The organism is Sphaerisporangium sp. NPDC049457 (assembly GCF_055586705.1).
On sequence record NZ_JBVJHR010000004.1, the window covers coordinates 48,679 to 68,384 of the forward strand.

16 protein-coding genes are annotated in these 19,706 nt (G+C 69.6%); 9 read left to right on the forward strand and 7 right to left on the reverse strand.

The window, feature by feature from the left end; genetic code table 11:
- Positions 1–192 precede the first annotated feature (192 nt).
- Genes ACZ6QO_RS07905 through ACZ6QO_RS07915 form a run of 3 tightly spaced genes read left to right on the forward strand, consistent with a single transcriptional unit; the run spans position 193 to position 10,389 of the window.
- Positions 193–7,905: an amino acid adenylation domain-containing protein gene (locus tag ACZ6QO_RS07905; RefSeq protein ID WP_465848742.1), complete on the forward strand. Its 7,713-nt coding sequence runs from the start codon at positions 193–195 to the stop codon at positions 7,903–7,905.
- Positions 7,906–7,921: 16 nt separating this feature from the next.
- On the forward strand, positions 7,922–9,574 hold the full coding sequence (locus tag ACZ6QO_RS07910) for an AMP-binding protein (RefSeq protein ID WP_465848744.1): 1,653 nt from the start codon (positions 7,922–7,924) through the stop codon (positions 9,572–9,574).
- 11 nt (positions 9,575–9,585) lie between these two features.
- Positions 9,586–10,389, forward strand: a complete 804-nt coding sequence (locus tag ACZ6QO_RS07915; RefSeq protein ID WP_465848746.1) for a thioesterase II family protein — start codon at positions 9,586–9,588, stop codon at positions 10,387–10,389.
- Positions 10,390–10,404: 15 nt separating this feature from the next.
- Here the strand turns inward: ACZ6QO_RS07915 and ACZ6QO_RS07920 are convergent, their stop codons facing one another.
- The 5 genes from ACZ6QO_RS07920 to ACZ6QO_RS07940 form a co-directional block, all read right to left on the reverse strand.
- Positions 10,405–10,836: a MerR family transcriptional regulator gene (locus ACZ6QO_RS07920; RefSeq protein ID WP_465848747.1), complete on the reverse strand. Its 432-nt coding sequence runs from the start codon at positions 10,834–10,836 to the stop codon at positions 10,405–10,407.
- A gap of 23 nt (positions 10,837–10,859) precedes the next feature.
- Positions 10,860–11,108, reverse strand: a complete 249-nt coding sequence (locus ACZ6QO_RS07925) for a hypothetical protein (protein ID WP_465848748.1) — start codon at positions 11,106–11,108, stop codon at positions 10,860–10,862.
- Complete coding sequence (gene merB / locus ACZ6QO_RS07930; protein ID WP_465848750.1) at positions 11,108–11,824, reverse strand: organomercurial lyase; 717 nt, start codon at positions 11,822–11,824, stop codon at positions 11,108–11,110. The genes ACZ6QO_RS07925 and merB overlap by 1 nt, the downstream gene beginning before the upstream one ends.
- Before the next feature lie 64 nt (positions 11,825–11,888).
- Positions 11,889–13,250: an APC family permease gene (locus tag ACZ6QO_RS07935; protein WP_465848752.1), complete on the reverse strand. Its 1,362-nt coding sequence runs from the start codon at positions 13,248–13,250 to the stop codon at positions 11,889–11,891.
- Positions 13,251–13,784: 534 nt separating this feature from the next.
- Entirely contained in the window at positions 13,785–14,402 is a 618-nt protein-coding gene (locus ACZ6QO_RS07940) for a MerR family transcriptional regulator (RefSeq protein WP_465848753.1), read from the reverse strand.
- A 169-nt stretch (positions 14,403–14,571) separates the two neighbouring features.
- On the opposite strand from ACZ6QO_RS07940, the gene ACZ6QO_RS07945 reads away from it, so the two are divergent.
- The 6 genes from ACZ6QO_RS07945 to ACZ6QO_RS07970 all read left to right on the forward strand — a co-directional run bounded on the left by ACZ6QO_RS07945 (position 14,572) and on the right by ACZ6QO_RS07970 (position 18,252).
- A complete protein-coding gene (locus ACZ6QO_RS07945) occupies positions 14,572–15,309 on the forward strand; it encodes a class I SAM-dependent methyltransferase (RefSeq protein ID WP_465848755.1) in 738 nt (245 codons plus the stop codon).
- 97 nt (positions 15,310–15,406) lie between these two features.
- Positions 15,407–15,727 (forward strand): ferredoxin, encoded by a 321-nt coding sequence (fdxA, locus tag ACZ6QO_RS07950; protein ID WP_465849174.1) that lies wholly within the window; start codon positions 15,407–15,409, stop codon positions 15,725–15,727.
- Between the two features lie 206 nt (positions 15,728–15,933).
- Positions 15,934–16,263 (forward strand): PadR family transcriptional regulator, encoded by a 330-nt coding sequence (locus ACZ6QO_RS07955; protein WP_465848756.1) that lies wholly within the window; start codon positions 15,934–15,936, stop codon positions 16,261–16,263.
- 2 nt (positions 16,264–16,265) lie between these two features.
- Positions 16,266–16,673 carry a DUF1048 domain-containing protein gene (locus ACZ6QO_RS07960; RefSeq protein WP_465849176.1) on the forward strand — a complete coding sequence of 136 codons (408 nt, stop codon included), beginning with the start codon at positions 16,266–16,268 and terminating at the stop codon, positions 16,671–16,673.
- Positions 16,673–17,494 (forward strand): ABC transporter ATP-binding protein, encoded by an 822-nt coding sequence (locus ACZ6QO_RS07965; protein WP_465848758.1) that lies wholly within the window; start codon positions 16,673–16,675, stop codon positions 17,492–17,494. The genes ACZ6QO_RS07960 and ACZ6QO_RS07965 overlap by 1 nt, the downstream gene beginning before the upstream one ends.
- Positions 17,491–18,252: an ABC transporter permease gene (locus ACZ6QO_RS07970; RefSeq protein ID WP_465848760.1), complete on the forward strand. Its 762-nt coding sequence runs from the start codon at positions 17,491–17,493 to the stop codon at positions 18,250–18,252. Before ACZ6QO_RS07965 ends, ACZ6QO_RS07970 begins: the two co-directional genes overlap by 4 nt.
- On the opposite strand, the gene ACZ6QO_RS07975 is transcribed toward ACZ6QO_RS07970, so the two are convergent.
- Positions 18,249–18,371 carry a hypothetical protein gene (locus ACZ6QO_RS07975; protein ID WP_465848762.1) on the reverse strand — a complete coding sequence of 41 codons (123 nt, stop codon included), beginning with the start codon at positions 18,369–18,371 and terminating at the stop codon, positions 18,249–18,251. The two genes, ACZ6QO_RS07970 and ACZ6QO_RS07975, sit on opposite strands and share 4 nt — an antisense overlap.
- A 52-nt stretch (positions 18,372–18,423) precedes the next feature.
- Positions 18,424–19,698 (reverse strand): PP2C family protein-serine/threonine phosphatase, encoded by a 1,275-nt coding sequence (locus tag ACZ6QO_RS07980; RefSeq protein WP_465848764.1) that lies wholly within the window; start codon positions 19,696–19,698, stop codon positions 18,424–18,426.
- Positions 19,699–19,706 lie beyond the last annotated feature (8 nt).

Genomic DNA, 19,706 nt, shown 5'->3' on the forward strand with positions numbered 1-19,706 from the left:
CCTCGATGAGTTGACTTAAAGCCGACTTCAACCGCGACACTTCAGGCACATCAGGGGACTTCTCTGTCATTCCGCCCAAGGGCGCCTGGCCGAGACAGGTGGAGCACCAGCGCTGCCTTCGTCAGCCAAGTGAACGACGACACCGATGCAACGACGCTCGCGGCAGATTCCTGACTCCGGAAAGGCACAAGGATGAGTGACCGGACGAGACAGGCGGTGCACAGCGCCATCGAAACGCTGATGCTCAGGGCCGAGGCGGGCATCCCACCACACGAACGCCGGGGACTGCTCTCCGACGGCCTCGCCGACCTGCTGGCCGCGATCACCGACCAGCCTCCCACGGCGATCCCCCGGCACCGGGCGATGCCCGTCGAGTCGCTGCAGGCCGCGCATCTGCAGGCCGTGCTCGACGCGGCCCTCGGCATGAGCCTTCCCCTCGCCGATCTCGTCGGCGGGGTCAGCCTGCCCGATCTCACCGAACGGCTCCTCGCCCACATCGCGACCGCACCGAGCGTCACGTCGTTCGACGTGCCGGCCGAACCTGACGCACGGTTCGACCCGTTCGACCTGACCGACGTCCAGCAGGCTTACCTGTTCGGCAGGGACCATGCCCACGAGCTGGGCAACGTCGATGCCGCCTTCTACGTCGAGCTCGGCACGACCGACCTGGACGTGGACAGGTTCGAACAGGCGCTGCGCGCCGCGATCGCCCGCCATGACATGCTGCGCGCGGTCGTGCTCGACGACGGCCGGCAACAGGTGCTGGCCGACGTGCCCGAGTACAACGTCATCAGGGACGACCTCACCGCCGTGCCCGCCGCGGAACAGGACTCGTGGCTGGAGGCGCTGCGGACCGAGTTGACGAGCAGGCGGCGCGATGTCGGGAAGTGGCCGCTGTTCGACGTCCGGGCGACCAGGCTGGACGATCGGCGGGGGCTGCTGCACATCGGCGTCGACCTGCTCATCTGCGACGGGGCCTCGTTCGCGCGGCTGCTGGAGGAGCTCGCCGGCCGCTACGCGGACCCTGATCGGCAGTGGCCCGAACTGCGGCTCACCTTCCGCGACTACCAGAACGCGGTCGAGCGGGCCGAGCAGGGAACGCGCCGCGAACGCGCCAGGAAGTACTGGATGGACCGGCTGGCGGACCTGCCTCCCGCGCCCGAACTCCCGCTCGCCGCACCGTTGTCGGCCATCCGCGCCCCGCGGTTCCATCGCCGGCACCACGTTCTCCGGCCGTCGGCCTGGCGAGCGTTCAAGAGCCATGCCGCGAACCGGGAGGTGACCCCCTCGACGGCGTTGGCCACGGCGTACGCCGAGGTACTCGCCCGCTGGTCGCGGTCCGCGGAGTTCACGCTCAACCTCACGGTGAACAACCGCCGGCCCGTGCACGAGCAGGTGCGCGAGGTGATCGGCGACTTCACGACCTTGACGCTGCTCGAAGTGAAGTCCACGGCCGGCCCGTTCACAGAGCAGGCCAGGAAGGTGCAGCGCCAGTTGTGGCAGGACCTCGATCACCGTGAGTACAGCGCGGTCCGCGTGATGCGCGAGCTGGCGCGCAAGACCGGCCCGGCGGCCGCCGTCGTACCGGTGGTGTTCTCGACCTTCGTCGGCGCCGGCTTCAGCGACGACTTCGCTCCCGAGTGGCTCACCGGCATCGACTACACCCTCGCCCAGGCGCCTCAACTGTCCTTGGAGTGTCTCGTCCTCGAACATCGCGGCGCTCTGCACATCACCTGGGACACGGTGGACGAGGCCTTCGCGCCCGGTGTGCTCGACGAGATGTTCACCGCCTACTGCGACCTGGTCGAGCGGCTGGCGGGTGAGGCTCCGGCGTGGGATTCGCCCGCGGCGGTGCCGCTCCCCCCGGGTCAGGCGGCGGTTCGCGAGCAGGTCAACCGAACCGGCGGCCCGGCTCCCCACGCGCTCCTGCATCGCCTCGGCCCGTCCCTGACCGAGCGGCGATCCGACCCTGCGGTGATCAGCGGCGACCGGACCCTCACCTACGCCGACCTCGACCGGCTCGCGTGCCGGATCGGCCGGCGCCTGCGCGGTTCCGGCGCCGCCGTCGACCGCCTGGTGGCGGTGGTCATGGACAAGGGCTGGGAGCAGGTCGCCGCCGCGCTCGGGATCCTCTACGCGGGTGCGGCCTACCTGCCCATCGACGCGTCGCTTCCCCCGGAACGCGTTCGCCGGCTGCTCGACCTCGGCGGAGCCGGCCTCGTGCTCACCCAGGAGGCCGTGCTCGACCGGTTCGACTGGCCCCGGCACATCACGGCCCTGGCCGTCGACGACCCTCGCCCGTGGGCGGCCGTGGACGACTCTCCGCTCGATGACGTGCAGAGCGACACGGATCTGGCCTACGTGATCTTCACCTCCGGCTCCACCGGCGAACCCAAGGGCGTGATGATCGACCACCGTGGCGCGGCCAACACGATCGCCGACATCAACACCCGGTTCGGCGTCGGGCGAGACGATCGCGTACTGGGGCTGTCGTCCCTGAGCTTCGATTTGTCGGTGTGGGACATCTTCGGGATTCTCGCCGCCGGTGGAACGCTGGTCCTGCCCCCGCCTGACGCCGGCCGCGACCCCGAGCGCTGGACGCGGCTGGTCCGTGATCACGACATCACGATCTGGAACTCCGTTCCCGCTCTCATGCAGATGTACGTCACCTACGGCGAGGCGTGGCCCGCCCTGCGCGCACTGGCGCCGCTGCGGCTCGTGCTGATGTCCGGCGACTGGATCGAGGTGACGCTTCCCGAGCGCATCAGAGCGCTGAAACACGACCATATCGAGATCATCAGCCTCGGCGGTGCGACGGAGGCGTCCATCTGGTCCATCCACCACCCGATCAAGGCGCCTGACCCCTCCTGGAAGTCGATCCCGTACGGCACGCCCCTCACCAACCAGACGTTCCACGTCCTGGACGACGAGTTACGACCGCGCCCTGACTGGGCGACCGGCCGGCTCTTCATCGGAGGCATCGGCGTCGCCCGCGGCTACTGGGGAGACGCGGCCCAGACCGGCCGGCGGTTCATCGTCCATCCGCACACCGGCGAACGCCTGTACGACACCGGAGACCTCGGCCGGTACCACCCGGACGGGCTCATCGAGTTCCTCGGCCGGGAGGACGGCCAGGTCAAGCTCAACGGATATCGCGTCGAACTCGGCGAGATCGAGCACGCGCTCACCAGCCATCCCGAAGTCGACCGCGCGGTCGCCGTCACCGAAGGCAACCGGCTCGTGTCCTTCGTCACCGTGCGTCCGAACCGGGACGACGACCGCGACGCGACGGCGCGGGCGCAGGTCACGGAGTGGCGGGAGGTGTTCGACTCGCTGCGCACCGGCTCCGCCACGGACACCGCGGGCTGGACGGACAGCTTCACCGGCCGGCCGATCAGCGAGCAGGACATGCGCTCGTGGGCCGAGGTCACCGTGCGGCGCGTGCTCGCGCACCAGCCCCGCCGCGTCCTGGAGATAGGGTGCGGCGCCGGACTGATCGCGACCGGGCTGCTGTCCGAGTGCGTCGAATACCTGGGCACGGATCTGTCCGAGCGGACCCTGGCCGACCTTCGCGGACGCGTCGACCGCATGGGGACGAACGCGCGGGTGACGCTGCTCCCCCGCGAAGCGACCGACTTCTCGGACATCCCGCAGGAGCATTTCGACTGCGTCGTCATCAACTCGGTGCTCCAGTACTTCCCCTCCACCTCCTACCTGCTGGACGTCGTAAGAGGAGCACTCGCCGCCGTACGGCCCGGCGGGCTGGTGTACATCGGAGACGTACGGGACCTGCGCCTGCTGCGGGCCTTCCACACCGCGGTCGAACGACGGCGCGCCGAGGCGGACGACCGGATGCGGGATGTGAGCCGGCGGGTGGAGCAGCGGAACTTCACCGAGAACGAGCTCGTCGTCGATCCGCGGCTCTTCTGGGGCTGTCTGGACCGCGGGACGGCGGTGCTGCCGCGGCCGGGTCGCGATCGCACCGAAATGGCGGACTACCGGTACGACGTCCTGCTGTTCCGCGAGGCCACGGAGCCGATCGCCTTCTCTGCGACGGTCGCCTGGTCAGGGCTCGACAAGACGATGACGGAGCTCGACCGGGCCCTGTCCGGCGGGCCGCGGACGGTCTGTGTGCGCGACGTGCCGAACCGGCGGCTCCGGTGGGACGGCGCCTGGGCCGGCCTGCTGGGCGATCCCGAGGCCGCGGCCATGTCGCTGCCGGAATGCGCCGAACTCATCCGGCGGGACCGGCATCCGGTGGACGGCGTGTCTCCTGCGGAACTGCTCAAGATCGCACAGGACCACGGCTACGAGTGCGACTTCTTCTACCGTCCCGACGCGCGGGCCGGCGACTTCGACGCCGTGTTCACCGCGTCGCGACATGACAGAGCGGCCGCGGCGCGCACCTACGCCTCCGTCGCGCCCGCACCCGCCGACCCGGCGCGGTTCGTCAACGACCCTCTGGCCGCTCGGCGCGTCGCCGCCCTGCCGCACGCGCTGCGCCGGCACGTCGGCGAGATCCTGCCCGCGTACATGGTGCCCGCCGAGGTGGTCGTGCTGGCGAGCCTTCCGCTCACCGGCAACGGCAAGATCGACCTGACCCGGCTGCGCGCCGTCGCGACGCGCGGACATGGCCGTGCGCCGGCGCAGGACGACGCCGGACCGCGTGACACGGTCGAGAAGGCGCTCGCCGTCGCCTGGCGGCAGGTGCTGGGCGTCGTCCCGTCATCCGTGCACGACGACTTCTTCACCTCGGGCGGGGACTCCCTGCTCGCGGTGCGCATGGTGCGGGCGGCCGCCGGAACCGGGCTCACCCTGACCGTCGACGAGGTGTTCGCCCATCCCACGATCGCGGAGCTGGCGGACCTCGCCCGTGGCCGGCGGCCGTCCGGGAGCACCGGGGAGCCCGGGGAGCCCGGGGAGCGCGGGGAGCCCGCCGCCGGGCTTCCCGTCGTCGTGCCCGCGCCAGAGGACCGTTACGCCCCATTCCCGCTGACCGACCTCCAGCAGGCCTACCTGCTGGGGCGGAACGGCTTCTTCGACCTCGGCAACGTGGCCGCGTCCTTCTATGTCGAGCTGAACGCCGACGAACTGGACGACGCCCGGCTGACCGCGGCACTGCGCGACATGATCGGCCGCCATGACATGCTGCGCGCCACTGTCGGGCCTGACGGGAAGTGGCACGTGCTCCCGGGCGCGCCCGCGTACACCGTCGAGGTCGCCGACCTGCGCCACCTCGACCGGGCGCGGGCCGAGGCCGAGCTCGACCGGGTCCGCCGCGAGACGAGCGGCCGGATGTTCGATCCCACCCAGTGGCCGCTGTTCACCGTCCGGGTCAGCCGCCTGCGCGGCTTCAGCCGGCTCCACGTCAGCCTGGACCTCCTCATCGCCGACGGCGGCACCGTCGCGGCCTTCTTCGCCGAGCTGAGCGAGCGGTACTCGGCGCCCGGCCGCCACCGGCCCGAACTGGAGCTGACCTTCCGCGACTACCAGCACGCGATGGCCGGCATCGAGGGCACGCCCCGCTACCAGCGGGCTCGCGACTACTGGACGGCCCGCATACCGGATCTGCCGCCGGCGCCCCGGCTGACCCTCGCCGCCGACCCGGCGGAGGTCGCGGAACCGCACTTCGCCCGGCGGACGCACCGCCTCGGCTCGGCGGCGTGGCGGCGGCTACGGGCGGCGGCGGCACGGCATGGGGTGACCCCTTCGGTCGCGCTCGCGACCGCGTACGCCGAGGTGCTCGCCGCCTGGTCGGCCGCCACGTCCTTCACGTTGAACGTCACGATCAACAACCGGCTCCCCGTTCATCCCCAAGCGGCGGAGGTCATCGGCGACTTCACCACGGTGACCCTGCTGCAGGTGGACCAGCGGCCGGAGGATCCGTTCGCCGAACGCGCGAGAGCGTTGCAGCGGCGGCTCGCGCGCGATCTCGATCACAGTGAATTCAGCGGCATCCGGGTGATGCGAGAGATCGCCCGGTCGCACGGCCCCGCGCGGGCGAGCATGCCCGTGGTGTTCACGAGCGCTCTCGACTCGGCCGGCGTCGATTTCGACGCGGCGGTGGCCGGGCTCGGCGAGATGGTGGCCGGAATCGTGCACACCCCGCAGGTCCACATCGATCACCAGGTGTTCGAGTACGCCGGCGAGCTCGTGCTGAACTGGGACTTCGTCGAGGAGCTGTTCCCCGAGGGGGACGTCGACGCGATGTTCAAGGCGTACGTCCATGTGGTGGAGGGGCTCGGCACGGACCCGCCGTCGGAGTGGGAGCGCTCCGTGGTCGCGCCGGACAGGCGCCCGTCCTCGGCCGTCGCGTCGTCCTCGGCCGTCGCACCGTCCGCGATGTCGCGCGCGCCCGGCGAGGAGGCTCTCCCTGAGCGGAACGCCGGGAACGAAGCGATCCTGGCCGCGATCTGGTCCGAGGTGCTGGGGACGGAGCAGGTCGACACCGGCACGGAGTTCACCGCGCTCGGCGGTGACTCGCTGCTGGCGTTGCAGGTCATCGCCAAGGCCGCCGCGGCCGGGTTGCGCATCTCACCCAGGGATTTCTTCGCCAACCAGACCATCGGCGCACTCGCCGCGATCGCCCGCCCCGAAGTACCCGCCGGCCCACCCAGCGGAGACGGTGAACCGTCACTGCTCCCACGGCAGATGGCACTGCTGTCCGAGTGGGAACACCCGGAGCGGCACAACTACGTCCTGCTCTTCGACCTGCCCGAGCCGCTGGACCAGACGGCGCTGCGCGTCGCACTGCGTACCGTCCTGCGTCACCACGACGGGCTTCGGCTGTCCTTCGGCGGCGGCCCGCCCGGCTGGACGGGCGCGGTCAGCCCGGCGGACGAACTGGCGGCCCCGCTCACCTGGGTGGACCTCACCGACGTGCCCGGCGCGGACGCCTCGCGGGTCGTGGCCGAGACGTGCCTGCGTCTGCAGTCCTCGATCAGGCTCGACGCGCCACCCCTGTTCCAGGTCGCCTGTTTCCAGACGACCGCGCGACAGCAGTTGCTCATCGTCGCCAATCAGCTGATCATGGACAACTACTCGTGCAGGGTGTTCTGCGAAGACCTGCTGTCGGCCCACCGCCAGGTCCTCGCGACCGGGGAAGCCGTACTGGCCCCCTCAGGCTCGATCGTGAGCTGGGCCGACCACGTGCGCTCGCTGGCCACCGCTGACGACGTGCGCGCCGAGCTGCCGTACTGGCGCGGGCTCGCCGAGCGCGACACCCCGCTGACGTGCTTTGACGGTCAGACGCGCGGCACCGCGATGATCGCGCTGGATCGTCGTGCGACGAGCCGGTTGCTGGCGACGAACTCGGTGGTCGACCACCTGCTCACCGCGATCGCCCGCGCCGTCGGCCGGCGCACCGGCCAGGACGGCGTCCGCGTCGACCTCGACGCGCACGGCCGGGACCTGGACTCCCCGGCGCTCGACCCCGCCCGGATCATCGGCCGTCTGTCCACCCGGTGGCCGCTGGACGTCCCTGCCCTGCTCGACCTGCCCGCCGGCGACGCGGTCCAGGTCGTGGCCAAGGCGCGCGCGAGCGTCCCGGCCGCGGGCCGGCACTACGAGACTCTCGCCTGGTTCGCCGACCCCGAGGTACGGGCCGCCCCGGCGCCCGTGCTCGTGAACTACCTGGGGCACGCGGACGCCCTCTGGACGCCGCTCGGGCTGTCACTCAGCGCCGACCATCCAGGCCTCGCGCCGGACGGCGAGGCGCACAGTGGACGGCTCGAAATCCTGGCGGGCGTCGTCGATGGACGGCTGCTCGTCGCCTGCACCCCGTGCGCGGCCGATCTGCCGCACGAGATCGGCCACGTGATCGCTGCCGAGATCCTCGGTGAACCGGCCTCGCTGGCCGTACCGCCTGGGGCCGAGGTTCTGCGGCAGTGGCTCGGACATGGATGACAAGGGTGATCATGTTATGAGGACGCAGCTCTCGCTCATCGACCAGCTCGCCGCCCAGCCCGCGGACCGCCATCTCATCTACCTCGACGACGAGCTCCGGCCCACCCGCGTCACGCTCGCCGAGCTTCGGGAGCGTGCCGAGCGGGTGGCCTCGACGATCCACCACCGTTTCGGCGTCGGCCCGGGTACCCGGGTCGTCGTGCTCGGCCGCACGTCGGTCGACATCATCGTCACGATCTTCGGTATCTGGCGGGCGGGCGCCGCGGTCACGGTCCTGCCGGCTGCGTCCCGGGGCGACCGGGACGACCTGTCGCTCGCTCTGGCCCGCCGCGTCGAGGCGGCGCACGCCGGCCTGGTGGTCACCGATCCCTCGACAGCGGCCGCGCTGGCGGACGCGTCCTCCGTCCCGGTGGTGGACTTCCCATCGCTGGCCGATGGCTCGCCCGGCGCGCTCCCTCCAGTGCCCGGACCGGACGAGCCCGCGCTGCTGCAGTTCACCTCGGGCACCACGGCCGTGCCCAGAGCCGTTTCGGTCAGCCACGGGCAACTCGTCGCCAATTCCCACGCCATCTTCGCCACCGGCGACCTGGCGCCCGGCGAGCGCTTCGTCACCTGGGCGCCGCTCTTCCACGACATGGGCATCATCTTCCTCACCGGCGCCATCGTCCATGGGCTGACCGCCTGCGTGATGGACACGCAGACGTTCAGGGCGCGGCCCGGCGCGTGGCTTGAGGCGATCTCCACTTATCGGGGCGCCGCCACCGTGGCGCCGAACTTCGCGTTCGGACTGGCCGGTTACTACCTGTCGCTCGGCCGCGGCCGCTACGACCTGTCGTCCCTGCGCATCGCGTGGAACGGCGCCGAGCCCATCGACCCGGTGGTGCTCGACCAGTTCATGACGTCAGCGGCCAAGTACGGGCTGGCTCCGACCGCGATGGCCCCGTCCTACGGCCTGGCGGAGGCCACGCTCGCCGTCACCCTGGGCCGGCACGACGAGTGCTATCGCACGGTCACGGTGGACCGACTCGCCCTGGAGGACGGACTGGCCCAGGCGGTTGACCCGGAACTGCCGGGACGCACGTTCGTCGACTGCGGGACGCCGGTCCTGGACACCACCGTGACCATCACCGATGACGCGGGAAGGCCGCTGCCCGAGGGCCGGGTCGGGTCCATCAGGGTGCGGGGGCCGGGAGTCGTGCCGCAGTACTGGACGCCCGACGGCGGTCCGCACCCGACGCCGATCCTCGACAGCGGTCAGCGGCTCATCACCGGTGACCTGGGCTTCTGCATCGACGGCCGCCTCTACGTCTGCGGCAGGCAGAAGGACATGATCATTGTCGGCGGGCGGAACCTGTATCCCGAGGACTTCGAGTTCACCACGGAACGCATCCCGGGCATCCGGCTGGGCAACGTCATGGCCTTCTCGCTGCCCAGCAGCGAGGACATGGTCGTGGTGGCCGAGACCTCGTTGCGCGACGCCGCCGCACAGGACCTCGCGCTCACCGTACGGGACACCCTGGCCAGCCAGTTGTCCTACACCCCGCGCGACGTGGTGCTGGTGGCGCCCCGCACGCTTCCCAAGACGACGTCCGGGAAGCGGCAGCGGCAGGTGTGCCGGGACCAGTACATGAAGGATTCGCTGGCCGTACGCGCGACCGCCGGCGCGTGAGGGACGCGGAGATGCCGGCAGGCGGGCAGGAGCTCGACTCCGTGGGGCGGAGCGGTCGTGCGGCGCGGGGCGACTGGCTGCTCGACGCGGGCGCGTCCGCCTCGCTGCCCGTCCTGGTCATGTTCCCGCACGCCGGAGCCGGCGCCGCCGCCTACCGGCGACTGGCGCTCTCCCTGCGTGAGACCGTGCGGCCGCTCATCGTCCGCCTTCCCGGCCGGGAGACCCGGCTCGGCGAACCCCTGTTCACCGACGTCCGTCCGCTGATCCGCGCACTGGCGCCCGTCCTGCGCTCGCGGCTCGGCGGCGACTTCGTCCTCTACGGGCACAGCATGGGAGCGCTGATCGCATTCGAGATGGCACGGTTGTTCTCCTTGGCGTACAACATGCCCCCGAGGCGCCTGATCGTCTCGGGCATGGAGGCGCCGCATGAGTGCGTCCGTGGCCGGGGCCGGCACTCGCTGTCCGACCAGACGCTCTGGGACGTCGTCAGCGACATGGGCGGACTCGCACCGGAGATCGCCGGCGACCGGGACATGCGGCAGATGCTGCTACCGGCGTTGCGCGCCGACTTCCAGCTCACCGACGAGTACGTCTTCCGCGCCACACCGCTGCTCAGCTGTCCGATCAGCGCCTATGCCGGCCGGTCCGACCGGGAGCACGCCGCCGGCGCGATGCTGGGCTGGGCCCGGCACACCGCGGGCGATTTCCAGCACACCGTCCTGGAGGGAGGTCACTTCTTCAACCTCGACGACCGTTCCGGCTTCGACGAGTCGCTGCGGCGGCTGCTCACCCCTGATCGGTCGAGCCCCCCTTGATCGGCCCCTGATCGGTCAGGCCGTCGCCGCGGCAGGCGGCTTCCACACTCCGGGCTCGGGATCCGGGCATTCCTGGCTCGGCAGCTGGTTCACCATGTGTTCGAGGTCGGCGAGCAGCGACGACAACCGCTCGATCTCGGTGTGCACCTCGTCCATGCGCTTGCGCAGCAGGACGGCCGCGTCCCCGCACGGACAGGTGCCGGTGTCCCTGATGCTGAGCAGGTCGGCGATGTCGCTCAGTCGCAGCCCCAGCCGTTGCGTGCCCTGGATGAACCGCAGGCGGTCCACCGCGTCCACCCCGTAGCGGCGGTATCCGGCACCGCTGCGAGGCGGGGCGGGCAACAGGCCCACTCGCTCGTAATAGCGGACGGTGTCCGGCGTGGAGCCCGCCGTGCGGGCCAGCGCCGCCACCGTCATTCCCACCGAACCGGGCTGCGTGGATCCCATACTTCTGGAGTCTACGTCGCGGCTCACGATTTACGCCTCACGCTCCTGTGGTAGTCCTTGCCCCGTAGCAGGGCCGGCAGGATGAACACCACGGCCGCCAGCACGATGACCGAGATCTCGACCGGCACCGCCCAGCCGCCCAGCGCCGGGGCCGGCCCACCGCCCACCACGCCCGCGGCGAACAGCAGAGGCGCGGCGCAGCCGACCCCGCACGCGAGGCCGGCCACGGCTCTGGCGACACGTCTTCCGGCGGCCGTCTTCCGCTCGGCCATCAGTGACGGTGGTGGTCCGGTTCGAACGGGCCCTCCGCGTCCGGACCGAGCAGCGGCCCGAACTCGTTGCCCGCGATCGCTATGGCCTCGGCCTGGCTCAGCACCTTGCCCGTGTGTTCGGGGTGGGCGGTCAGATGGCGTTCGGCCAGGGCTCTGGAGGCGTGGAACTCGGTGTGCTGGCAGGCGTAGGCGATGGGCCCGTCGCACTGCGCGGCGGCGAGCAGGACGACGGTCCCTGTGGGGTGCCACGACCACTGCCGGCCATCCCACCTCACCTGGATCTCCTCGCCGGTCAGGGGATCGTGGGAGGTGATGGTCGCGTTCACCCGGCCCATGATCGGGATGCCCAGCGCGTCGACGGCGCACATGGCGGCCAGCCTGGGACCCCCGTCCACGGTGACGCGGTGCGGCGATGTCCGAGCGGACAGCGGATAGGCGATGACGACGTTCTCATGCCGGGAATCCAGGTGGACGAGATCCGCGACCGTGAGCTCGTCGACCACGTACTCGAAATCGAGCCCGGCGTCGCGCGCCAGGTCTCGCACATCGTCCGCGGACGGCGCGCGTCCTGTGCTGAGAAAGCGGCGGAGGATCCGCCGATGTACCTCGCGCAACTCCGGTGGCAACTTGGCCTGGCTGACCGCGATCCCGCCCCTGGCGACCGCGTCGATGCCCTCGGGAAGCACCGTGCTGAACGAGATGACCGGGTCGCCCATGGCGATCTCCTCTCTAGGGGGACGTCGCGTGCCGCGGTCGGAACGGGCACGCGACGCCCGCGCGTCACAGTGGCGTTACCGCCGGGTCCGTCATCGGTGCGACCGCGCCTCGTACGGCGAGGCGCCGGGTGACGAAGGAGATCGGCACGATGAGCAGGCTGACGCAGAGCCCGATGACGGTCACCGACCAGCCCCACTGCAGGCCGCCGAAGACCAGCATCACCAGATTCACCGCCGAGAGCGCCACGGCCACGACGACGAAGAGCTTCCCCAGCCTGAAGCTGCCGGGACGACCTCCCGGATGCCGGCGCAGGACGAGGTACGCGATGGGCATCAGGACGAACACGATCAGGTACCCGAAGTTCGCGGCGGCCACGACGTTCACCACATCGGTGCCGAACACCAGCAGCATGATCCCGATGACGACCGCGTCCCAGGCGATGGACCCCACCGGCGCCCCGCGCTTGTTGATCTTGGCGAATGGGGCGGGCAGATGGCCGTCCTGCGACATCTGGTAGATCGTTCGGGAAGACCCGATGATGAACGTCTCCGCGCCGAGAATGAGGACCGCGGTCAGTCCCAGCTCCACCAGCAACCTGCCGGCCGGCCCCAGGAGGAGGTCGCCGGCGTTGGCGAAGACCTGGAACGGATCGCCCTGTATCCCATCGACCCCGACGAGTCCGAACAGAGCGATGGGCACCGCGGAGAAGGCGACGAAACAGATGATCGCCGACACCGACATCACGCGCTTCATCACCCGTTCCGGCCGCTTGATCTCCGCGCAGACGGTCGACGCCATCTCCGCCGCGTAGGAGGACCACGTGGCGACGAACGCCCATTTCGCGATCAAGGCCAGGTGGTCCGACAGACCGTCCCCGGCGGTGGCCGGCATCTTCGGCGGAAGAACCTGGGCGAGGTCGAACGCCCGCGGCTGGAGCGCCGGCCCGAGCACGATCACGGCGATGACGGCGATGGCCACGACGGCCAGGACGCCGTTGATCACGGTCGACAGCCTGAGGCCCATCGCGGTGACGATGTAGAGCGCCGCGCCGATGGCGAACGCCAGCACCACCGGGGGGACCATCGGAAGGATCAGGTCACTGAGAAAGGTCGCCGCCAGGATGAGGTTCACCGCGATCCCCGGCGTCCAGGCGAACCAGTAACACCATGCGGACAGCGCGCCCAGCGTCGGCGATCCGGCGGGGCGCACACGGAAGGCGTACTGGGCCGTTCCGCCCGCGCGTTCCGGGAACCGCGCGGTTAGTTCGGCGACCAGGAGGCACTGCGCTCCTCCGATGGCGGCCGTCGCCACCCATACCCAGATGGACACATTTCCGATTTCCGTGGCCATGGCCCCGAGAGAGACCACCACCATGAGGGCGCCACCCGTGGCGACGAGAACGGCGGTCAGCCACGACGACGTCACGGGCAGGCGGCTGCGTCCGGGAAATACCGAGATGGCGGAGACTTCCGGACCGGGGCCCGGCAATGCTGCGGAATCATTGCGTAACAATGTCGCACTCCAGTCGATGTTCGTCAGGCACGGCGGCCCGGGATCGACGGCTGTGAACAGCGAGATGATGCGCTGAGGCCGGAAAGGAGAATTGGAAGACCCCTGCCGGCGGACGGCGAATTACCGCCCGTGCGCTAATATTGCCCGGCCTGCAGACGACTCAGTCCGGCACAATCGATGCTGGAGACTGTCCCGTGACGGCGACAAAGGCGCGATAGATCATCAAGATAGAACAGCGCCACGAGTTCCGCAATGGCACGACGCGAGGGCGTCCGACATTTGTTTGAACCCCGTTAAGTCGAGCCGACTCCCGGGTCGACCGGTCACTCAAAGTGAGCGCCCGAGGATCGGGACACCCGATAGACGTACCGGCTACGGCTCATAACGGCGGCCGGCACGGCCGCACACCCTTGGAGTTTCCCAGGGTGCGGACACCTCTGGATGAGGTCAGGCTCCCTGCTGCCAGCTGTGGACCGCCAGGCAGCCGCTGTGCCGGTCATGGTCCGGCGAACCGGCGGCGAGATGTCCCCCGGGTCCCATCTGCGGACAGTCGCACAGCGCCGGACAATCGCATCCGAGAGCGCAGTCGATCAGATCGATCAGCCCCATGAGCTGCTTGATCTGCTTTTCCACCTCGTACTTCTTCGTCAACGCGACCCTGCGCCACGCCCCGTCCAGCGCGAGGTTGCCGTTCAGCAACTCGGCTATTTCGGTCAGGCTGAAGCCGATCTTCTGACAGACCTTGATAACGGACAGCCGGTGCAGTACCGAGGCGGGATAGTGCCGGCGCCCGCCTATCTTCGTACCTGCCGCGATCAGCTCGCACCGTTCGTAGTAGCGAAGAGCCGAGGTCGCCATCCCGGACAGTCTGCCGATCTCGCCAATTGGCATCAACCGATCGTTCACCGATCCCCCAGGGGTTGACTTGAAGCCAACTTCAACGGCAAGACTACTCTCCGTCCAGGAAGACATCCAGTCTCTATCGGGAGAAACGGAGTACACCGCATCGGCGAGCGTGGCGCGGGCGCCGCTGTTCGTCATGCGCGATTCCAGTTCGGAGGCCATGCGAAGCGAACATTCAACCCGGCGCCCGTGATGACGGAGGAGACACGCATCATCGGACGCCCAGGCCGCACACGGTGGAAAGACGCGACGACACCTGACAAAGAAACCCTGCTCGTGCCCCCTGTTCCATGAAGAGGTAGCAATTCAGCGACTATCGCGGAGAAGTGACATGGCAAATGTTCTGAGAAAAGCCTACGACGCCACCTGGGGTAGGTACGTCTTCGCCGGACTGTACGACGCCTTCTTGTCCAAGGTAGAGAGGTACGGTCTCGCGCAGAAGCGAGCGGAGATGCTCGCCCCCGCGTACGGCCGGACGATCGAACTGGGAACGGGTACCGGCCTCAACCTGGCGCACTACCCGGACGCGGTCACCGAACTGGTCCTGACCGAGCCATACCCCCCGATGGTCGCGAAACTCGAAGAGAAGGTCCGCGACTACCCCAAGCGCGTCCAGGTGACCGTCGCCGGCGCGGAACGGCTGCCGTATCCGGACGCCAGCTTCGACACGGTGGCCGCCGCCATGATCCTCTGCACGGTGCGCGACCCCGACGTCGTGCTGAAGGAGATCGAACGGGTGCTCAAGCCCGGCGGGCAGTACCTCTTCCTGGAGCACGTGCGCAACCGGGACCCGCGAATCGCGCGACGTCAGGACATCGTCCAGCTCGGCTGGTACTGGTTCGGCAACGAGTGCCACTGCAACCGGCCCACCATCGACACCCTGAACAAGTCGTCGCTGGACATCGTCGAGCTCAAAGAGGACAAGATGCCCGGCGCCTGGAAGTTCATCGAGGCGATGGCCATCGGCCGCGCCGTGCGGCGGACGGAGCCGGCCGTGGACGCCGGTGCCACGGCCACCGTCGGGAGCACGGTGAAGTCCGGCTCCAAGGATGACCACTGCGAGTGCTGATCTGCCCGTGGGCGGCCGCGATCTTCAAGCGCGCGGCCGTCCACGCTGTGATATCGAGACGTCGGCCGTCGCACGAAGCCAGGAAGCGAAGCGTCCCGTGACCTACATAATCGCCCAGCCTTGTATTGATGTGATGGACAAGGCATGCATCGAAGAGTGTCCCGTCGACTGCATCTACGAAGGGGATCGGATGCTGTACATCCATCCCGAAGAGTGCGTCGACTGCGGTGCGTGCGAGCCGGTCTGCCCGGTCGAGGCCATCTTCTACGAGGACGATGTCCCCGACCAGTGGAAGGACTACATCAAGGCCAACGTCGACTTCTTCGACGAGCTGGGTTCACCGGGCGGCGCATCGAAGGTCGGCAAGGTGAGCGCCGACCCGCAGTGGATCAAAGACCTCCCTCCCCAGGCGGAGTGAGGCACTTCAGACCGGTGACCCCCCGGCCCGTCGTCGCCGGGGAGGTCACCGTTCCGGTTCATGCCCCCTGAAAGAACCGTCCTGCCGATGGTGGCGCCCTGCTCGCTGCCGACGCGCGCCTTAGGTATTCGGTGTTGCTAGGTACCGGTAGTCAGTGTTACTTTGTACCGGTAGCTAGCGACACGGAGTACCTGGAAGGGGTGTTCGTGGGCAAGCAGCTGACGGAGATGCTCAAGGGAACGCTGGAGGGCATCGTCCTGGCGATCCTGGGCGCACGGCCCGCGTACGGCTACGAGATCACGGCGTGGCTGCGCGACCAGGGCTTCTCCGACATCGCCGAGGGCACCATCTACGCGCTGCTGGTAAGGGTCGAGCAGCGCGGCCTGGTCGATGTGCGGAAGGTCCCGTCCGAGAAGGGGCCGCCGCGCAAGGTGTACTCCCTCAACGCTCAAGGGCGGGAGTACCTCGACGAGTTCTGGACGAATTGGAGCTTTCTGGCCGAGAGGCTCGAACAGCTTCGCGAAGGGGGCGAGTGACCATGGCCATGGACGAGCAGAAGAGCCGCTATCCGCGGTATCTGGAGGTGCTCACGGGGTCGCTGGAGGACAAGCGGCGCTACCGGCGGTACAAGGCGCGCATAAAGCGGCTGCCCGAGAACTACCGCATGGCGGTCGAAGGGCTGGAGCGCTACCTGATGCACTTCGGGCCCGCGGACGGCGCCGGCGCGCTGTCGATGTACGAGGACCTCGCCGACCTGTTCGAGCAGAGCGCGGCGGACGGGATCCCGATCCGCGACATCTTCGGGCAGGACCCCGTGGAGTTCGTCGAGGCGTTCATGGCCAACTATCCGCTCGGGCAGTACCGGACCCGCGAGCGGAACCGTTTCTCCAGCACGATCGCGCGAGCGGCCGGCGAGGACACCGCACGAGAAGACGGGACGGCGTGATGACGACACGGCAGGGCCCGGCGATCCAGGTGCAGGGTCTGGAGAAGTCGTACAAGGAACTGCGGGTGCTGCGCGGCGTGGACTTCGAGGTGGCGCGGGGCGGCATCTTCGCCCTGCTCGGGTCGAACGGGGCGGGCAAGACCACGGTCGTGCGAATCCTGTCCACGCTGCTCAGGGCGGACGCGGGGACGGCCCGCGTCAACGGGTTCGACGTCGCCGCGCAGGCCGCGGAGGTGCGGGAGTCGGTCAGCCTCACCGGGCAGTTCGCGGCCGTGGACGAGATCCTCACCGGGCGGGAGAACCTCGTGCTGGTCGCCCGGCTGCGGCACCTGAGGAACCCGGGCGAGATCGCCGATGGCCTGCTGGAGCGCTTCTCGCTGACCGATGCCGGCGCGCGCAGGGTGGCGACGTACTCGGGCGGCATGCGCCGCCGCCTGGACATCGCGATGAGCCTCATCGGCGATCCGCCGGTGATCTTCCTGGACGAGCCGACCACCGGGCTCGACCCCCAGGGGCGCATCGAGGTGTGGCAGGCGGTCAGGGAACTCGCCGGCCAGGGGACGACGGTGCTGCTCACGACGCAGTACCTGGAGGAGGCCGAGCACCTCGCCGACCGCATCGCGATCCTGCACCAGGGGCGGATCATCGTGAACGGCACCCTGGCCGAGCTCAAGCGGCTGCTCCCGCCCGTCAAGGTCGAGTACGTCGAGAAGCAGCCGACCCTGGAGGACGTCTTCCTCACGCTGGTCGGCGCCGGCGACGGGAACGGCGACGCCCGCAATGACCGAAATGTCGGCACAAAGAGTAAGGAACCGCGATGAGCAGGCATTTCCTCGGCGACACCGCCGTGCTGCTGGGGCGATCCCTGCGGCACGTCACCCGCAGCGTGGACACCATCATCACGACCACGATCATGCCGATCGCCATGATGCTGATCTTCGTCTTCGTGTTCGGCGGCGCGATCGACACAGGGTCGGACTCGTATGTGAACTACCTGCTGCCCGGCATCCTGCTCATCACGGTGGCCTCGGGCATCGCCTACACGGCGGTCCGGCTGCTCATGGACATGAAGGGCGGCATCTTCGAACGGTTCCAGTCGATGCCGATCGCACGGTCGTCGGTGCTGTGGGCGCACGTGCTGACCTCGCTGGTCGCCAACGTGATCTCGCTGGTGGTCGTCGTGCTCGTCGCCGTGCTCATGGGGTTCCGCTCGGGGGCCGGAGTGCTCGCCTGGCTGTCGGTCGCCGGCATCCTGATCGTGTTCACCCTGGCGTTGACCTGGCTCGCCGTCATCCCCGGCCTCACCGCCAAGTCCGTGGACGGCGCGAGCGCGTTCTCCTACCCGCTCATCTTCCTGCCGTTCCTCAGCTCGGCGTTCGTGCCGACCGCCACCATGCCCGGCCCGGTGCGCGCCTTCGCCGAGCACCAGCCGGTGACCTCCATCGTCAACGCCATCCGTGCCCTGTTCACCGGGCAGCCGGTCGGCACGGGCATCTGGACGGCCCTGGCCTGGTGCGGCGGCCTCCTCATCGTCGCCTACGCCTTCGCCATGGCCACCTACCGCCGCAAGATCTCCTAGGACGCGACCTGGATGATCGTCTTTCCGGGGGCGCGGCGGGGGCCGTGCGGGTACGGCACGTCGGTCAGGCCGAGGCCACCGGCACCCGCGTCGCGGTCTCGCACGGTGATCGCTCGCATGCTCGGATCCTCTCATCAGGACGGCCGGCTCCCCCGCGACGAACCGCCGCGGCTACCGTCGCCGCGAGTGCTCGGTCTCCACCCGCCGGGGCGGTGCGTCGTCCCCGTCACCGGTCTCTCCGCGCCACTCGATCAAAAGGAGAGTGGCGTCGTCGCTCGTCCGGCCGCGCCGTTCCTTCTTGAGCACCTGGGACAGCCACCGCACCGCCTCCCGGGCCCCCTTCCCCGTCCGTTCCATCCGCTGGACGCAGTCGATAAGCCGTTCCAGGCCGAACGTCCGTCCGCCCGGCTCGTGCTCCTCGACCACGCCGTCGCTGTAGCACAGCACCCGGTCACGGCGTCGCAGCGTGAACTCGCAGACGTGCGGCGGACGTCCGCCGAACCCGATCGGGAGCGTCGTCGGCCCCTCCAACTGGCCGGCGACCCCGCGGTCGCGGATCAGCAGCGGCGCCGGGTGGCCCGCGTTGACCATCTCCACGCGTCCCGTGGCGACGTTCAGGTGCATCATCTGGCCGGTGACGAACTGATCGAGCCCGAACTGGCCGGCGATCGCCTGGTCCAGGAGCGCGTACTTCTCCGCGAGGCCGACGCCGGCCCGCCGGGCATGCCGGAAGACCCCGACGACGACGGCCGCCATCGTCGCGGCGTGCAGGTCATGCCCCATCGCGTCGAACACGGCGACGTGCAGGACGTCCCCGTTGAGGGCGTAGTCGAAGCTGTCCCCCGCGATGTCGTAGGCCGGCTCCAGCGCTCCGGCCACCTCCACCCGCGGAGCGCACATCGCGAGCGGCGGCAGCAGCGACCACTGCATCTCCGCGGCCACGCCCATCGGTTCACGACGGCGCACCTGGAAGAAGCGGTCCGTGTAGGCATGCTTGCCGGCGATCAGGCCGGCGACCACGACGCCCAGCCGGCGCAGCAACCGCCGGGCGTCGTCGTCGACGGCGTCGAGGGTGCACGCCAGCACGCCCATCTGGCCGCTCCCGTCCAGCAACGGCACGTACACCCGCACGCCGCCGGGCCCCGGCACCTCGACACAGGCGGCCCGCGAGAAGGCGGTTCCAGCGGCGGAGTCGTCGATCGGCTGCGGTTCCGTGGCCGACAGCCCGTCTCCCGGCAGCGGCACCAGCCACTCCTGCGTGTAGTCCTGGAGCAGGATCGCGGCCTCGCGACCGCCGAGTTCGCCGACCTGCCCGGCGGCCAGCGGGCCGATCGACTGGGGCGGTAACCGGTGGGTCAGGTCCAGCAGGTCGCCCAGCAGCCGTTCGCCGAACCCTTCGGAACGGTCCGCACCGCCCTCGCCAGGCGACGCTCTCCCGATTCCCACGGCATCGC

What these genes read in the sequence shown, in the direction of transcription:
- ACZ6QO_RS07905 (WP_465848742.1), top strand. Translation starts at nt 193, where the DNA reads ATGAGTGACCGGACGAGACAGGCGGTGCACAGCGCCATCGAAACGCTG.
- ACZ6QO_RS07910 (WP_465848744.1), top strand. Translation starts at nt 7,922, where the DNA reads ATGAGGACGCAGCTCTCGCTCATCGACCAGCTCGCCGCCCAGCCCGCG.
- ACZ6QO_RS07915 (WP_465848746.1), top strand. Translation starts at nt 9,586, where the DNA reads ATGCCGGCAGGCGGGCAGGAGCTCGACTCCGTGGGGCGGAGCGGTCGT.
- ACZ6QO_RS07920 (WP_465848747.1), bottom strand. Translation starts at nt 10,836, where the DNA reads ATGGGATCCACGCAGCCCGGTTCGGTGGGAATGACGGTGGCGGCGCTG.
- ACZ6QO_RS07925 (WP_465848748.1), bottom strand. Translation starts at nt 11,108, where the DNA reads ATGGCCGAGCGGAAGACGGCCGCCGGAAGACGTGTCGCCAGAGCCGTG.
- merB (WP_465848750.1), bottom strand. Translation starts at nt 11,824, where the DNA reads ATGGGCGACCCGGTCATCTCGTTCAGCACGGTGCTTCCCGAGGGCATC.
- ACZ6QO_RS07940 (WP_465848753.1), bottom strand. Translation starts at nt 14,402, where the DNA reads ATGGCCTCCGAACTGGAATCGCGCATGACGAACAGCGGCGCCCGCGCC.
- ACZ6QO_RS07945 (WP_465848755.1), top strand. Translation starts at nt 14,572, where the DNA reads ATGGCAAATGTTCTGAGAAAAGCCTACGACGCCACCTGGGGTAGGTAC.
- ACZ6QO_RS07960 (WP_465849176.1), top strand. Translation starts at nt 16,266, where the DNA reads ATGGCCATGGACGAGCAGAAGAGCCGCTATCCGCGGTATCTGGAGGTG.
- ACZ6QO_RS07965 (WP_465848758.1), top strand. Translation starts at nt 16,673, where the DNA reads ATGACGACACGGCAGGGCCCGGCGATCCAGGTGCAGGGTCTGGAGAAG.
- ACZ6QO_RS07970 (WP_465848760.1), top strand. Translation starts at nt 17,491, where the DNA reads ATGAGCAGGCATTTCCTCGGCGACACCGCCGTGCTGCTGGGGCGATCC.
- ACZ6QO_RS07975 (WP_465848762.1), bottom strand. Translation starts at nt 18,371, where the DNA reads ATGCGAGCGATCACCGTGCGAGACCGCGACGCGGGTGCCGGTGGCCTC.